The following is a 15,125-nucleotide window of genomic DNA, read 5'->3' on the forward strand; positions in this document are numbered from 1 at the left end:
GATTCGCGAGGCGAGCCCGACGGTCAGGCGACGGCCGCCCAATCGACGTCGAACTCGAGCTGCGATCCTTGCGTGCCGGAGGTGCTCCGGAGCCCTCGCGCGAGGTTGCGGACGCCCGCGAGCAGCGGCTCGTTCGACGTGGAGAGCCACGCGCCGCCGATCGCGACCTGCCCGTCGATGTGCACGCGGAAGCTCACCTTCTCGCGCGCCGCCGAGATCTCGAATGTGCCGGCGCCGCGCGTGAGCGCGAAGCGGGCCAGGTCCGAGACGGCCGACTGCAGGAGCATGCCTCGGTTCCACTCCATCCCGAGGTAGACGCAGAGGTACCGGACGTAGTTGCGCAGCGTGATGACCGAAATGTCGTCCTTCACGACGACCGTCTTCATCGGCTTCGGCACCGCGCCCATCTCGCGGAGCAGCTTGCGCTCGAGCTCGGTGGCCTCTTCCACGCTGAGCTCGCGGAGGTTGCGCACGAGGAAGCTGATCAGGCTCGCCTTGCCTTCGGAATCCAGCGCGTCGACGTCCTTGTCGGCACGCGCTCCCAGTACCTCCACAGCGGCGTCGAGAGACGAAGCATCGACGTACTTCGTCGCCACTCGCCGCGCTGCCTGGGAAAAGCTGACACCCATGGTGTACTCCCTAGGTCCGTTCTATTTCGGGATTCAACGAGGCTACGACAGATCCCCTCCCCGGTAAAGCAAACGGGCTCGTGTATCCGTCCCGGCCGTTTCGACGACGGTCCCGTTCCGTAAGGCGACCCTGTCCTCGCGGCAACTCTTGTTCGCTCCCTTGCCGCTCCGTCTCGCGCGCACTAACCACGACGCCATCGTGAAGCCCGCCGCCCCCCTCCATCCCATCGCGCGTCTCCCCGAAGAATGGCGCGACGCGCTCGCCCAGCGCGGCGAGCGGGCCTTCGCGGCCAAGCAGATCTTCAACTGGATTCACCGCCACGGCGTCGTCGACCCCGCCGCGATGACCAACGTGTCCGCGCGCCTGCGTGCCGCCCTCGCCGAAGAAGGGCTCGGATCGATCGCCGAGATCGTGCACGTCCATCGTTCGGCCGACGGCACACGTAAGCTCGTCGTGCGCTTGAAGGACGGCGCCACGATCGAGACCGTCCTCCTGCCCGCCGTGAGTGGTCCGGGTGCGCGTCCGGAGCCCGAGATCGACGCCGACGCGGATGCCGCATACGACGACGAGGACGAAGAGGACGAGCCGACCACGGAGGAGGCCTTCCGCGGGAAAACCCGCGTGACCCAGTGCATCTCCACGCAGGTCGGCTGCGCCATGGGGTGCGTGTTCTGCGCGAGCGGCGTGGCCGGATGGAAGCGTCACCTCGGGCCGGAGGAGATCGTCGCGCAGATCCTGCTCGGGCGCGCGCTGCTCGACGAGGGCGAGGCGCTGCGGAACGTCGTGTTCATGGGCATGGGCGAGCCGCTGCACAATTACGACAGCACGGCCCGCGCGCTGCGGCTGCTCACGCATCCCGACGGGATCGCGCTCTCCACGCGCCGCGTGACCGTCTCGACCTCGGGCCTCGTCCCGGAGATCGCGCGGCTCGGGCGTGATTTCAACGGGCAGATCGCGCTCGCGATCTCGCTGCACGCGGCCGACGACGAGAGCCGCTCGGCGCTGATGCCCATCAACAAGAAGTACCCGCTCGCGGAGCTGCTCGCGGCGCTCAAGGCCTACCCGATGCAGCGGCGAAGGCGCATCACGATCGAGTACACGCTCGTCTCCGGGAAAAACGACGACGTGGCCGAGGCGCAGAAGCTCGCGCGGCTGCTCCGGGGCATGCCGGTGAAGATCAATTTGATCCCGATGAACCCGATCGAGGCATCGACGCTCGGGCCACCCGACATGGCGCGCGTCTTCGCGTTTCAGAAGGCCCTCGTGGGCTCGGGTTACTCGTGCTTCATCCGGCGCCGACGCGGGGACGATGTCTCGGCCGCATGCGGGCAGCTCGTGCTGCTCGGGGCGAAGCCGAAGGTCAAGGCATTCAGGAACTCGGCGTCGTCGTAGATCAACCGCGCTTGACGTCCCGCGGTCCCACGCGCACATCGCTGGGACCGTGTTCGAAAAGATCCTCATCGCCAACCGCGGCGAGATTGCCTGCCGCGTCGCCCGCACCTGCAAACGCCTCGGGATTGCTGTCGTCGCCGTCTATTCGGACGCCGACGCGAACGCCCCGCACGTCCGCATGGCCGACGAGGCCGTGCGGATCGGACCGCCGCCCGTCAAGGACAGCTACCTCTCGATGGACGCGGTCATCGCCGCGGCCAAGCAGACCGGCGCGCGCGCGATCCACCCCGGCTACGGCCTGCTCAGCGAGAAAGAGGCCTTCTGCCGCGCCGTGAACGACGCCGGCATCGTCTTCATCGGCCCGCGCCCCGAGGCGCTCGACGCGTTCGGCGACAAGATCAAGGCGCGCGAGGTGGCCAAGCGCGTGGGTGTCTCGCCGCCGCCGGGCACGGACGGGCCGATCAACGCCGAGGACGTCGAGTTCGCCACGCGCGAGGCCGAGCGCATCGGCCTGCCGATCCTGGTCAAGGCCGCGGGCGGCGGCGGCGGCATCGGGATGCAGATCGTCGAGGACCTCGGAAAACTCCCGCGCGCCCTCACGGCTTGCTCGGATCGTGGCAAGAGCGCGTTTGGCGACGCGCGTGTCTACCTCGAGCGGTACATGCGCGCGCCCAAGCACATCGAGGTGCAGATCCTGGCCGACACGCACGGCAACGTGGTCGCGCTCGGCGAGCGCGAGTGCAGCGTGCAGCGCCGGCACCAGAAGATCGTGGAGGAGAGCCCCTCGCCGGCCCCGTTTTTCCAGGGCGAGGCGGGCGAGGCCAAGCGGAAGGATCTCTTCGAGCAGGCCAAGCGGATCGTGCGCAGCGTGGGGTACGTCGGCGCTGGCACGGTCGAGTTCGTCGCGTCGGGCGACGGCGAAATTTTCTTCCTGGAGGTCAACGCGCGGCTCCAGGTCGAGCACTGCGTGACCGAGATGGTCTGGGGGATCGACCTCGTCGAGCAGCAGATCCGCGTGGCCGCCGGGGAGCGCCTCGCGCCCGAGGTGCTCGCGGCCGAGGCGCGCGGGCATTCGATCGAGGCGCGCGTGTACGCCGAGGATCCTGCGAAAAAGTTCGCCCCGCAGCCCGGGCGTATCGCCAAGCTCGTGTGGGCGCCGGCGGGCGGTGATTTGCGGATCGAGACCGGGGTCGAGGAGGGCTCGGAGGTCACGCCCTTCTACGATCCGATGATCGCCAAGATCGTCGCGTCCGGCCCGAGCCGCGCCGCGGCGATCGCCCGGCTCGACGAGGCGCTCGCCCTGACGACGCTCGAGCTCGTGGGGCCTGCGGGGCCGGCGGCGACGAACCTGCCCTTCCTCCGCCAGGTGCTCGCGTCGGAGGCGTTCGTGGGCGGCCGGTACGACACGCTCTTCGCGGAGGCGCTCGCGAAAGAGAAGCGGTGATACAACTGTCGGCACGATGACCGACCTCCTCCTGCGCGCCCAACGCTGGCTCGAAGCCGACCCCGATCCTGACACCCGCGCCGAGCTCGCCCGCCTGACGGAGCTTGCCTCTTCTGCCGAAGATCCGGCGCAGAAGGCGAGCGCGCTGCGGGAGCTCGGCGAGCGCTTTGCGGGCCCGCTCGAATTCGGCACGGCGGGGCTTCGAGGCGTCATCGGCGCGGGCGAGACGCGCATGAACCGCGCGGTCGTGCTCCGGACGTCGGCCGGGCTCGCGCGGTATCTCCTCGCGGCGGACGAGGCTACGGCGCGCGCGCGGGGGATCGTGATCGGGTACGACGGCCGGCGGATGAGCCGCGAGTTCGCCGAGGACACCGCGTGCACCCTCGCTGCGGCCGGCGTCCCGGCGATCCTCTCGCCGATCCCCTGCCCCACGCCCGTCACGGCGTATGCGGCGACCGAACTCGGGGCCGTGGCGGGCGTCATGATCACGGCCAGCCATAACCCGCCCGAGTACAACGGCTACAAGGTCTACTGGGGCAACGGCGCGCAGATCATCCCGCCGCACGACAAGGGCATCGCGGCCGCGATCGATGCCTCCCCGGCGGCGAAGGACGTGCCGCGGATGGACCTCGACGAGGCCCGCGCGAAGGGGCTCGTTCGTTCGTTCCCGAACGACCTCGACGATCGGTATCTCGCAGCGATCGCCGCGCTCTCGGTGCGGGGCGACGGGGATCGTTCCCTTTCGATCGTGTACACGCCGCTGCACGGCGTGGGGAATCGGCTCGTGCGGGCGGCGCTCGAGGCAGCAGGGTTTTCCCGGGTCACGACCGTGCCCGAGCAGGCGGAGCCGGACGGCGCGTTCCCGACTGTCGCGTTCCCGAACCCCGAGGAGAAGGGCGCGATGGATCTCTCCTTCGCGCTCGCGGCGCGTGAGGGCGCGACGCTCATCCTGGCGAACGATCCCGACGTCGATCGCCTCGCCGTCGCCGTGCGCCGCCCCGAGGGCGGATACACGCAGCTCACGGGCAACCAGGTCGGCACGTTGCTCGGCCATTACCTGCTCACGCGTACGCCGGCTTGTTTGTCGGACGATGCCCCTGTCGAGGATGCTCCGAAGAAGCTCGTGATCGCGTCGATCGTCTCGTCGCCCATGCTCGGCGCGATCGCGCGCGCGCATGGGGTCCGGTACGAGGAGACGTTGACCGGCTTCAAGTGGATCGCGAATCGCGCGATGGATCTCGAACGTGCGGAGGGCGCGGCGTTCGTCTTCGGGTACGAGGAGGCGCTCGGGTACACGGTGGGCACGCTCGTGCGTGACAAGGATGGCATCGGCGCGGCGCTCCTCTTTGCCGAGCTTGCGAGCGTGATCCAGGCCGGTGGCAAGAGCGTGCTCGACGAGCTCGAAGCCCTCTCGCGCCGGTATGGCCTCTACGCGAGCGGGCAGCGCTCGGTGACCTTGCCGGGCACCGAGGGCATCACGCAGATTCAGGCTGCGATGGATCGGCTGCGTGCGTCGAAGCCCTCGCGCGTGGGTGCGCTCGCTGTGCTTGCGCTCTCGGATTTCCAGGCGCAGGTCCGCACGCTCCCGGATGGGCGGACCGAGCCGCTCACGCTCCCGAAGAGCAACATGATCGCGCTGGATCTCGAGGGGGGCAGTCGCATCATCGCGCGGCCGAGCGGGACCGAGCCCAAGATCAAATTCTACTTCGACATCCGTGAGCCCATCACGCCGGGCGAGGCGCTCTCTGCGGCCGAAGGGCGCGCGAAGACGCGCATGAGCGAACTCGAAACGGCGCTCTCCGCGATCGTCGGCATCTGAGGGGTGTTGGCGCATCGATCACCTCGTGGTCGATGCGCACGAGCCCTCGCGTGGTCCGGGACAAGACCCGGCGCGGCGGCCCGCATGCAGATCCATGCTCGGGCAAGCGGCGGAGCGAGCGGGCGAGATCTGGACGCCGGCCGGACATGTGCCCTCTGCCGCCTTCGGTGCTTGTTCGGCAGCGCAACCGATGCTTCCGCTGGGCGACGGTCCGAGGGACGTTGCCCGTACCCCTGACGTCGACCTGGAGCCTTTCGGGTCATCCTCCGTGACAAGGCCCGTCGAGGGCTGACGCGCGATGCCTGGCGGCTCGACAAGGCCCCTCGGCCGCCTCCGGCCCTTGTCTCGCGGCTCGACCTTCCACGGGGAACACGCCTCGCCATGTGTCTGGCGGCGAGACGCTTGCCCTTCTGCGCGGACGAACCTTGTCCGACTTCGTGACCGATGCCCTGTGGCGCAGCCGTGGCTTGTCGCGGCGCAGAACAGACGAGCACGAGGACCGATGTCGCCTGCCGACAACGCGCAGAAGCAACGGCTCGGTGAGAACCTATCGAAGCCGAGCGCCTCGCTGACCTCGCCGTCTCCCCCCGGGCCTCGGTCCGCGCCGCGGCCTTCGCTGGCAGACCCGTCACCCACCTTGTCCGCGCCGCGACCTTGGCTGGCAGACCCGTCCCCCACCTTGTCCGCGCCCGTTCGATGAACTGCGCATCGCGCAGTTCATCGAACCCGGGTCCAGCCCCTGGCTGGTCCGGGTCCAGGGGTGGACAACCCCTGGTCGGGGTCCGGGGTGAAACCCCGGCGCTACGCTGCCCCTCACCTCATCGCTTCGGCGTCGGCCCGAAGAAGCTCACGCCGCGTAGGTTCTCGTCGATGCGGAGCGGGTGCTGCATCGGTGGGAAGACGCGTTGCTCGCAGTCGTGGTGCTCGCAGAGCCTGCAGGTTACGCCGACGGGGACGAGGGCTTCGTGGCTCTCCACGTCGACGCCGTCGGAGTAGACGAGTTCTTTGGCGAACCTTGCTTCGCAGCCGATGCTTACGGAGAGCATCGAGTGGGGGGCGTGGTAGCCGCCTCGATCGTTGCGTACGGTCCTTGCGATGCAGAAGTACCTTGTCCCGTCGGTCATGCGGGAGAGCTGCACCCGGATCATGCCTGGGGTCAGGAAGGCTGTGTGGACGGCCCAGCGGGGGCAGGCTCCGTTGAAGCGGGCGAAGCGGATGCCTGAGCCGCTGAAGCGTTTGGAGATGTTGCCGGCGATGTCGATGCGTAGGAAGTGGAAGGGCACGCCTTCTGCGCTTGGGCGGCGCAGGGTGGTCAGCCGGTGGCAGACTTGCTCGAAGCTCGTGCCGAAGCGGTGGGCCAGGAGCTCGATGTCGTATCGCTCGGCGCGCGCGGCCTCGTGGAACGGCACGTAGGGCATGAGCAGCGCGGCGGCGAAGTAGTTGGCGAGGGCGACGCGGGCGAGGGCGCGGGATTCGGGGTTGGAGAGACCGCTCTCGCTTTCGAGCAGCTTGTCGATGGTGTCGCTTGCGGCGAGCAGACCGATCTGGTGTGCGAGCTGGAAGCGCCGGCTGCGCGGCGGCAGGAGCTCGGACAGGCTGAGGCGCCTTGCTTCGCGATCGTAGCGGCGCATGGCTTTGCGCTCGTCGGCGACGTGTAGCAGGCGGACTTCGACGCCGTGCTCTTGATCGAGGTGACGTACGAGGGAACGGTAGACGTCGTCGGATTCGAGCCGGCTGCGGGCGCGGACTTCGTCGGCGGCGTCTTCGAGCGTGGGGAAGTGGTTCATGTGCCGCTGGATCAGGTCGTTGACCTCTTCCGTGGGCAATCGCGTGGGCTCCATGCCGGCCACGCCCTCGCCGCCTTCGAGCCGCTCGGAGAGGGTTTCGGCGGATTCTCGGGTATCGCGATAGGCGCGATAGAGGGAGATCACGGCTTTTGCGAGGGCGGGTGAGCTTCCTGCGAGCTCCTTCAGATCGCTCGTCGTCACGTTGTGGTTGTCGAAGAGCGGATCGCCGAAGGCTTCGCGCAGGTCGGAGACGATCGAGGCGTCTCCGCTTGTCCCGAACGTGGACAGGTCGAGTTCGAAGAGCTGCGCCAGCTTGATGAGCATGGGCGCTGTGAGGGGGCGCCGGTTGTTCTCGATCAGGTTGAGGTAGCTCGGGGAGATCCCCAGCCGGTCGGCGAGTTGGCCTTGCGTCATGTTTTCGCGTCGACGCAGTGCCCTCACCTTTCCGCCCAGCATCGTATTTTCGGCCATAGCGCAAAGCGGCGGAGCTCTTGCGGTTTGCTCGGTGACCGCCAAGGGGAGTTTACAATCTTTACAAGCGTGACCGCAAGTCAAACGTTGGAACCATACATACGTAACATCATGAATTTGTTTCGTTCATTGACGACAGAAGGCAAACGCCAAATAGTTCTTATGTCACGACGCGCAGCGTTGGACGCGGAGCGTTGAGTCATGCACGGAACCTCCTCGCAGGTCGCCACCCTCGGTCCGAAAACCCCCTCCCAGGGCGATGTGCTCACGCCCGAGGCGCTTCGCTTCGTGGCCGATCTCACGCGCACCTTTCGCGGGCGCATCGACGCGCTCCTCGCCCGGCGAGCCGAGCGGCGCGCGCGTTTCCTCGCCGGCGAGCGCCCCGATTTCCTCGAAGAGACGGCCGAGCTCCGCGCCGCCCCCTGGTCCGTCGCGGCCATCCCCGACGACATCCAGGATCGCCGCGTCGAGATCACCGGCCCCGTCGATCGGAAGATGATCATCAATGCCCTGAACTCCGGCGCGAACGTGTTCATGGCCGACTTCGAAGACGCGACGTCGCCGACATTCGCGAACCTCGTCGAAGGGCAAAAAAATCTCGCCGACGCCGTGCGGGGCTCGATTGGCTACGTCGATCCCACGTCGGGCAAGTCGTACACGCTCGGCGAGCGAACGGCCGTCCTCTTCGTTCGACCGCGTGGGCTGCATCTGCCGGAGAAACACGTGCTCGTGGACGGTCTGCCCGTGCCCGGGTCGCTCTTCGATTTCGGCGTGTACTTCTTTCACAACGCCTGCGCCCTCGTGGAGCGCGGCAAGCGCCCCTATTTCTACCTGCCGAAGCTCGAGAGCCACCTCGAGGCGCGCCTCTGGAACGACGTCTTTTTGCGCGCGCAGGCCGAGATGGATCTGCCGCCCGGCACCCTTCGCGCCACCGTGCTCATCGAGACGCTGCCCGCTGCGTTCGAGATGGACGAGATCCTCTACGAGCTGCGCGAGCACTCGGCCGGGCTGAACTGCGGCCGCTGGGACTACATTTTCAGCTTCATCAAGAAGCTCGGAGCGGACCCGGCATTCATCCTGCCAGACCGTGGCCTCATCACGATGGATCGTCCGTTCCTGAAGGCCTACACGGACCTCGTCGTCAAGACGTGCCACCGCCGCGGCGCCCACGCGATGGGCGGAATGGCCGCGCAGATCCCGATCAAAGGCGACGAGGCGCGTGGACGCGCCGCCCTGGACAAGGTCCGAGCGGACAAACTCCGCGAGGTGCACGCGGGACACGACGGGACGTGGGTCGCGCACCCGGGGCTCGTGCCGATCGCGCGGCAGATCTTCGACGCGCACATGGACGGACCCAACCAGCTCGACGTGAAGCGCGAAGACGTGCGGGTCCTCGCGGAGGATCTGCTGCGTGTCCCCGACGGTCCGCGCACGGAGGCGGGGCTGCGGCACAACATCAAGGTCGGCATCCTCTACATCGAGGCATGGCTACGCGGCGTGGGATGCGTGCCGCTCTACGACCTGATGGAGGACGCCGCGACGGCCGAGATCTGCCGCGCGCAGGTCTGGCAGTGGCACCACCACGGCGTGTCCGTCGAGGGCACGCCGCTCGATCACGCGCGGCTCATCCGGACGATCGACGAGACGATGGAAGAGCTCGCGAAGGAGCGCGGCGCCGAGGCCTTCGCCCACGGTCGCTTCGAGGAAGCCCGCGAGCTCTTCACGACGCTGAGCACCTCGGACGAGCTCGAGGAGTTCCTCACGCTGCCCGCGTACGAACGTCTCCTCGCCCTGTCTTCCAGGTTGGCGGGGGAAACCGACACGTCGCCCGTCGCTGCATGAACCGCTGAAGGAGAGAGACCCATGTCCGTCGCGTACCCGCTGCCCGTTCGATCGTCCGCCGTCCCCAGCAATGGCCTCGTGCCGAACCGCTGGGAGGGCATCGCCCGTCCGTACACGGAGGCCGACGTCGAGCGGCTACGCGGCTCGTTCCACATCGAGCACACGATCGCGAAGCTCGGCGCGCAGCGGCTCTGGGAGCTCCTGCACACCGAGGACTACGTGGCAGCGCTCGGCGCCCTGACGGGCAACCAGGCCATGCAGCAGGTGCGCGCCGGGCTGAAGGCGATCTACCTGAGCGGCTGGCAGGTCGCAGCGGACGCAAACCTCTCCGGCGAGATGTACCCGGATCAGAGTCTCTACCCGGCGAACAGCGTCCCGAGCGTGGTGCGCCGGATCAACCAAGCCCTGCTCCGCGCCGACCAGATCGAGCACGCCGAGGGCAAACGCGAGCGGCACTGGCTCGCGCCGATCGTGGCCGACGCAGAGGCCGGCTTCGGCGGTCCGCTGAACGCCTTCGAGCTGATGAAGGGGATGATCGAGGCCGGCGCCGCCGGTGTACATTTCGAGGACCAGCTCGCCTCGGAGAAGAAGTGCGGCCACATGGGCGGCAAGGTGCTGGTGCCGACGAGCCAGTTCGTCCGGACGCTGGTGGCCGCGCGGCTCGCGTCGGACGTGATGGGCGTGCCGACGCTCCTCGTGGCCCGCACGGACGCCGACAGCGCGAAGCTGCTGACGAGCGACGTGGATCCGCGGGATCGCCCGTTCCTGACGGGGCAGCGCACGCCCGAGGGGTTCTTCCAGTTCAAGGGCGGGCTCGACGCCGCGATCGCGCGCGCGCTCGCCTATGCGCCCTACGCGGACATGATCTGGTGCGAGACGAGCACGCCGGACCTCGACGAAGCGCGCAAGTTCGCCGAGGGCGTGCACGAAAAGTTCCCGGGCAAGCTGCTCGCCTACAACTGCTCGCCGTCGTTCAACTGGAAGAAGAACCTCGACGATCTGACGATCGCGAAGTTCCAGCGCGAGCTCGGCGCCATGGGCTACAAGTTCCAGTTCGTCACGCTGGCCGGCTTCCACGCGCTGAACCACGGGATGTACGAGCTCGCCCGCGAGTACAAAGTGCGCGGCATGAGCGCCTACTCGGAGCTGCAACAAGCCGAGTTCGCCGCCGAGAAGGCCGGCTACACAGCCACGCGCCACCAGCGCGAGGTGGGCACGGGTTATTTCGATCAGGTCGCGCAGGTCGTCTCGGGCGGCCTCGCCTCGACCCTCGCGCTGAACGAGTCGACGGAGGCCCACCAGTTCTAGAGCGGTGCGACGGGGTTTCACCCCGGACCCCGACCAGGGGTTGTCCACCCCTGGACCCGGACCAGGCACGGCCTGGACCGAGGGTGCAAAGGCCGCGATGCGGCCTTTGCAACGGGCGGTCAGAGATCGATCTGGTGCACGTCGCCGAGCGGCTCGCCCAGGAATCGCTCGGCGACCGTGGAGAAGCTCTTCGGGAGGTCCGTCACGAAGAGCTCGAGCTTGCCCCGCGAAGTCCGCGACGTGTGTTGTCCGCGCTCGGCGAGGAACGCCGAGACGTCGTCCGCCGTCGCCGACGCGCTGTCCACAATCGGAATCGGCTTGCCCGCAAGCAAAGCCGCCTCCGCCTCGATCACGTGCTGGAGCAGGGGGAAATGCGTGCATCCAAGGACCACGCAGCGCGCCCCCGCGCGCACGAGTGGTTCGAGGTAACGCTGCGAGACGAGCCGCGGCACCTCCCCTTCGAGCCACCCCTCCTCCGCCAGCGAGACGAGCAGCGGCGCAGGCTGGCCAAACACCTCGGTCCGCGTGGAGAGCGAAGCCACCGCACGCGGATACGCGCCCGAGGTGATCGTGCCGGTCGTGCCGAGCACCCCCACCGCCCCGCCCTCCGCCGCCGCCACCGCCGCCCGCGCGCCCGGCACGATCACGCCGAGCACGGGCCTGTCGAGCTCGACGCGCAACATGTCGAGCGCAACGGCGCTCACGGTGTTGCACGCGACCACGATCGCCTTCACGCCGCGATTCACGAGGACCCGCGCGCAGCCGAGCGCATACCGCACGACCGTCTCCGCCGATCGCGTGCCGTAAGGCACACGCGCCGTGTCGCCGAGGTAAACGATGTCCTCCGCGGGGCAGCGCGCACGAAGCGCGCGCACGACGGTCAACCCACCGAGGCCGGAGTCGAAGACGCCAAGCGGCGCATCGGGATCCAGGTGCGAGGTCGTCACGAGACCTCGATGCGATACAGACGCGGCGGCGCGGCGAAGAGGCCCTCCGCGCGCATCCGTTCGAGCGCAGCCGTCACGTTCCCTTCCCGCGCCACGTGGGTGAGGACCACGATGTCCACAGGATCACCCGGCGTCACAGGGCGCTCCGGCTGCACCATCTGCTCCAGGCTCACGCCAAGCTCCCCGAGCCCGCCCGCAATCCGCGCCATGAGCCCCGGCCGCTCCGGCGCCGAGAGGCGCAGGTAATACCGCGTCTCGACGTCTTCCTGAGGCTTGAGCGGGCGCGGCTCCATCGCAATGCCCCGCGTGAGCAGCCCCGACGCGCCCGCCACGATCGAGCGCGCGACGTCGAGGATGTCGCTCACCACGCTCACGGCCGTCGGCAGATCGCCGGCGCCGCGGCCATAAAGCATGCACGGGCCAAGCGCGCGGCCTTCGAGCAGGATCGCGTTCAAGACGCCCGACACGTTCGCGAGCACGCTCGTCTTCGGGATGAGCGTCGGGTGGACACGGAGCTCGATCACGTCGCCGAAATCACGGCCGATCGCGAGGTGCTTGATCACGTAGCCGAAGCGCTCGGCATACCGATGATCCCGCTCCTCGATCCCCTCGATCCCCTCGACGTGGAGCGCGCTCGCCGGGACACGCGCGCCGAAGGCCAGCATCGCCAGCACGCAGAGCTTGTGCGCGGCGTCGTGGCCGCCCGTGTCGAGCGAGGGATCGGCCTCGGCATACCCCTTCGCCTGGGCCTCGCGCACCGCCGCGTCGAGGCCGAGCCCGCCCTCGCGCATGCGCCCGAGCACGTAGTTGCAGGTGCCGTTGACGATGCCCACGAGCCGCTCGACCCAGTCGCTCGCGAACGCCTCGCGCAAGGTGCGGATGATGGGGATGCCGCCGCCGACGGCGCCCTCGAACGCGAGATCGGTCCCGCGCGCGATCGCGAGGTCGACGAGGCGCGGCCCATGCTTGGCCAGGAGCAGCTTGTTCGCCGTGACGACGCCTTTCCCCGCCGAGATCGCGCGCTCCACGAGCTCGAGCGCGGCCCCCTCGCCGCCCATGACCTCGACGACGACGTCGATCTCCGGGTCGTCGACGACGTCCTCGGGGCGCGTGGTGATCCAGCGCGGATCACAAGCGGCGACGCGCTCTTTCCCGGGATCACGGACGAGCACCCGGCGCACTTCGAGCGGCGCGCCGACCCGGCCTTCGAGCCACCGCGCGTTCGCCGCGCAAAGCTCGAGCACGCCGCCTCCCACCGTGCCACACCCGAGCAGGCCGAGTCGGATCGATCCACGCCGCGGAGACGTCGTCGAGGGGTCCTCGGCGTTCGCAGGGCCACGCATGGGCGCGGAGCTTAGCAGGGCCCGGCCCGCGTCAAAGAAAGCCGCAGAGCCGTGATTCAGGCCCCGCGATTGCCGCTTCTCCCGCGCGCGCTCCCCCCCTACACTTCGCAGCCATGGCCGCCGAAACGAAGGGCTTCATGAAGGGTGGGATGAACTTCAACGTGGGCGAAGAGAGCCCCGAGCAAATGGAGCAGGTCGAGGGGCCGCTCCTGCCGCTCCGCGTGCTCGTCGTCGCGGATCTCTTGCCGCGCGACGAGCACAACGCCGGCGCCAGCGCGCCCGAGCTCGCGGTGCGGGTCGATCCGCTCGCGTTCGACGACCTCTTCACGCGCCTGCGCCCGCGCGTCGCCCTCGAGGTGCCGAGCGTGCTCGCCGAGGGCAACCGCGCGCGCGTCGATCTCGCGCCGACGAGCCTCAAGAGCTTCCGGCCCGATGGACTGCTCGCCGAGGTCCCGCTCCTCCGCTCGCTGCTCGACGGCAAGCTGACGCTGGAGAAGCTCCGCGACGGCACCATCGATCGTGATCAAGCCCGCGTCGAGCTCGACCGGATCTGGAACGGTTCGCCCTTCGTGCGCGACGTCCTCCGCCTCGTCTCGGAAGCCGGCAGCGCGCCCCGCGCCGCCGCGTTCTCCGCGCCCGCGCAGAGCACGACCGACGCGTCGGTGGCCTCGATCCTCGACATGGTCGAGACCGGTCCGAGCCGCGCCGAGTCGGCGCCCGCGCCCGTCGTGCCCACGCGGCCGCAGGCCCCCGCCGCCGACGCCCGCTTCGGCGCGCTCATCTCGGCCGTCGCGAACGCCGGCAAGTCGAGCTCGGCCCGCTTCAGCCCGCAAGAGGCCATCCAGCGCGTCGAGAAGGCCATCGGCGCGCAGCTCGGCGCGATCCTCCAGCACCCCGAGGTGCGCCGCCTGGAGGAGGCCTGGCGTGGCCTCCAGCTCTTCGCCGATCGCTCGAAGGGGACGAAGGGCCTCAAGATCGACGTCGTCTGCGCGCGGCCCGAGCTCGCGGCGATGGCGCTCGAACGCGCGGTCCGCCACAACGCCGGCGGCGAGCCCCCGGTCTCCTGCGCGATCGTGGACATCACGATCACCGGCACCTCCGCAACGCTCGCCCAGCTCGAAGAGATCGCCCGCGTCGCCGAATCGCAGACCGTGCCCGTCGTGCTGAACGCGTCGCACGCGCTCCTCGGCCTGGATCAGCTCGGCGATCTCGAACGGCTCGACAACAAGATCGCCCTCTTCTCCACGCCGGATCAGGTGCGCTGGCAATCGACGGCGCAGAAGCCCGCGATGCGCTGGGTGACGATGGCGATGAACGGCATCCTCGCGCGCGCCGCCTACGACAAGTCGACCTCGCGCGTGCGCGAGGCCGTCATCAAGGAAGAGCCCGCAGACGAGGGCGCGATGGTCTGGATCGCGCCGGCCTACGGCGTGGGCGCGCTCGTCACGCAGAGCTTCCGCGAGACGCGCTGGCCATGCCGGGTCGTGGGCGCCAGGAGCGGCGGCACGCTCGAAAACCTCACGATCCACGAGGTGCGGGGGCACGTCGACGACGCCGAGGTCGTCGCGATCCCGACGCAAGCATTCGTCTCGACAGACTCGCAACGCGAGCTCTCCAAGGCAGGCGTGCTCCTCCTCGCGTCGGCCCCGAACAGCGACGCGGTCTATGTGCTCGCAGCCCCGACGTCCTACGTCCCGCCGCCCAAGCGCACGTACGACAGCGCCTCGACGGAGCCCGAAGCGCGGCTCGAACGGGTCTCCTTGGTCGATCAGCTCTTCGTGGCCCGGATCGTCCAGTTCCTGCGTGTCATCGCCGGCCGTTTGCCCGCGAACGTCGCGCCCTCCGAGGCAAAATCGCTCGTGGATCGCTCGCTCTGGGCGCTCTTCGAGGACGCCAAGCCCGGCAGCTTGGAGATCGTGGTGAACGCGCACGCGACCTCGGACGGCACCGCGGTCGCCGTCACGATCCGCCCGCGCCGCTTCCTCGGCGTCGCCCTGGAAGAGTTTTCCCTCGAGTTCCTCGTCGGCTGATCGATCACGGGGGCCGGCGCGCGCCGGTCCCCCGCCCTCGCCCACGCGAATCACAAAAACACGAAGGCCGGCTCTTTCGAGCCGGCCTTTCGCGTTTGTCGGAATCAGCCGA

The 15,125-nt window shown here is 68.9% G+C and carries 10 protein-coding genes; 6 read left to right on the top strand and 4 right to left on the bottom strand.

Features of this window, described 5'->3' with window-relative positions; all coding sequences use genetic code 11:
* Window positions 1–23: 23 nt before the first annotated feature.
* Window positions 24–629, bottom strand: a complete 606-nt coding sequence (locus QHF89_RS29030) for a hypothetical protein (RefSeq protein WP_136968889.1) — start codon at window positions 627–629, stop codon at window positions 24–26.
* 199 nt (window positions 630–828) lie between these two features.
* Between QHF89_RS29030 and rlmN the strand changes: the two genes are divergently transcribed.
* The 3 genes from rlmN to QHF89_RS29045 are packed head-to-tail and all read left to right on the top strand — an operon-like array spanning window position 829 to window position 5,285.
* Window positions 829–2,022: a dual-specificity RNA methyltransferase RlmN gene (gene rlmN / locus QHF89_RS29035; protein ID WP_136968890.1), complete on the top strand. Its 1,194-nt coding sequence runs from the start codon at window positions 829–831 to the stop codon at window positions 2,020–2,022.
* Window positions 2,023–2,071: 49 nt separating this feature from the next.
* Window positions 2,072–3,466: an acetyl-CoA carboxylase biotin carboxylase subunit gene (locus QHF89_RS29040; protein ID WP_136968891.1), complete on the top strand. Its 1,395-nt coding sequence runs from the start codon at window positions 2,072–2,074 to the stop codon at window positions 3,464–3,466.
* Between the two features lie 16 nt (window positions 3,467–3,482).
* Window positions 3,483–5,285, top strand: coding sequence for a phospho-sugar mutase (locus tag QHF89_RS29045; protein ID WP_136968892.1), 1,803 nt, complete (start codon window positions 3,483–3,485; stop codon window positions 5,283–5,285).
* An 818-nt stretch (window positions 5,286–6,103) separates the two neighbouring features.
* Here the strand turns inward: QHF89_RS29045 and QHF89_RS29050 are convergent.
* Window positions 6,104–7,543, bottom strand: a complete 1,440-nt coding sequence (locus QHF89_RS29050) for a helix-turn-helix domain-containing protein (protein ID WP_136968893.1) — start codon at window positions 7,541–7,543, stop codon at window positions 6,104–6,106.
* A 201-nt stretch (window positions 7,544–7,744) separates the two neighbouring features.
* Here QHF89_RS29050 and aceB point away from each other — a divergent pair, with 201 nt between their 5' ends.
* On the top strand, window positions 7,745–9,385 hold the full coding sequence (aceB, locus tag QHF89_RS29055; RefSeq protein WP_136968894.1) for a malate synthase A: 1,641 nt from the start codon (window positions 7,745–7,747) through the stop codon (window positions 9,383–9,385).
* Between the two features lie 21 nt (window positions 9,386–9,406).
* On the top strand, window positions 9,407–10,693 hold the full coding sequence (aceA, locus tag QHF89_RS29060; RefSeq protein ID WP_136968895.1) for an isocitrate lyase: 1,287 nt from the start codon (window positions 9,407–9,409) through the stop codon (window positions 10,691–10,693).
* 119 nt (window positions 10,694–10,812) lie between these two features.
* Here the strand turns inward: aceA and murI are convergent, their stop codons facing one another.
* Window positions 10,813–11,640 (bottom strand): glutamate racemase, encoded by an 828-nt coding sequence (murI, locus tag QHF89_RS29065; RefSeq protein WP_284721063.1) that lies wholly within the window; start codon window positions 11,638–11,640, stop codon window positions 10,813–10,815.
* A complete protein-coding gene (locus QHF89_RS29070; protein WP_136968896.1) occupies window positions 11,637–12,983 on the bottom strand; it encodes a homoserine dehydrogenase in 1,347 nt (448 codons plus the stop codon). The genes murI and QHF89_RS29070 overlap by 4 nt, the downstream gene beginning before the upstream one ends.
* Window positions 12,984–13,096: 113 nt before the next feature.
* Here QHF89_RS29070 and QHF89_RS29075 point away from each other — a divergent pair, with 113 nt between their 5' ends.
* Window positions 13,097–15,013, top strand: a complete 1,917-nt coding sequence (locus QHF89_RS29075) for a type VI secretion system contractile sheath domain-containing protein (RefSeq protein ID WP_284721064.1) — start codon at window positions 13,097–13,099, stop codon at window positions 15,011–15,013.
* Window positions 15,014–15,125: the final 112 nt, after the last annotated feature.

This window comes from Polyangium sorediatum (assembly GCF_029946465.1).
Classification (GTDB): domain Bacteria; phylum Myxococcota_A; class Polyangia; order Polyangiales; family Polyangiaceae; genus Polyangium; species Polyangium fumosum.

Bases quoted from the DNA above. Each gene is read 5' to 3' on its own strand.
- QHF89_RS29050 (WP_136968893.1), bottom strand. From the start codon at position 7,543: ATGGCCGAAAATACGATGCTGGGCGGAAAGGTGAGGGCACTGCGTCGA.
- QHF89_RS29075 (WP_284721064.1), top strand. From the start codon at position 13,097: ATGGCCGCCGAAACGAAGGGCTTCATGAAGGGTGGGATGAACTTCAAC.
- QHF89_RS29030 (WP_136968889.1), bottom strand. From the start codon at position 629: ATGGGTGTCAGCTTTTCCCAGGCAGCGCGGCGAGTGGCGACGAAGTAC.
- QHF89_RS29045 (WP_136968892.1), top strand. From the start codon at position 3,483: ATGACCGACCTCCTCCTGCGCGCCCAACGCTGGCTCGAAGCCGACCCC.
- aceA (WP_136968895.1), top strand. From the start codon at position 9,407: ATGTCCGTCGCGTACCCGCTGCCCGTTCGATCGTCCGCCGTCCCCAGC.
- QHF89_RS29070 (WP_136968896.1), bottom strand. From the start codon at position 12,983: ATGCGTGGCCCTGCGAACGCCGAGGACCCCTCGACGACGTCTCCGCGG.
- aceB (WP_136968894.1), top strand. From the start codon at position 7,745: ATGCACGGAACCTCCTCGCAGGTCGCCACCCTCGGTCCGAAAACCCCC.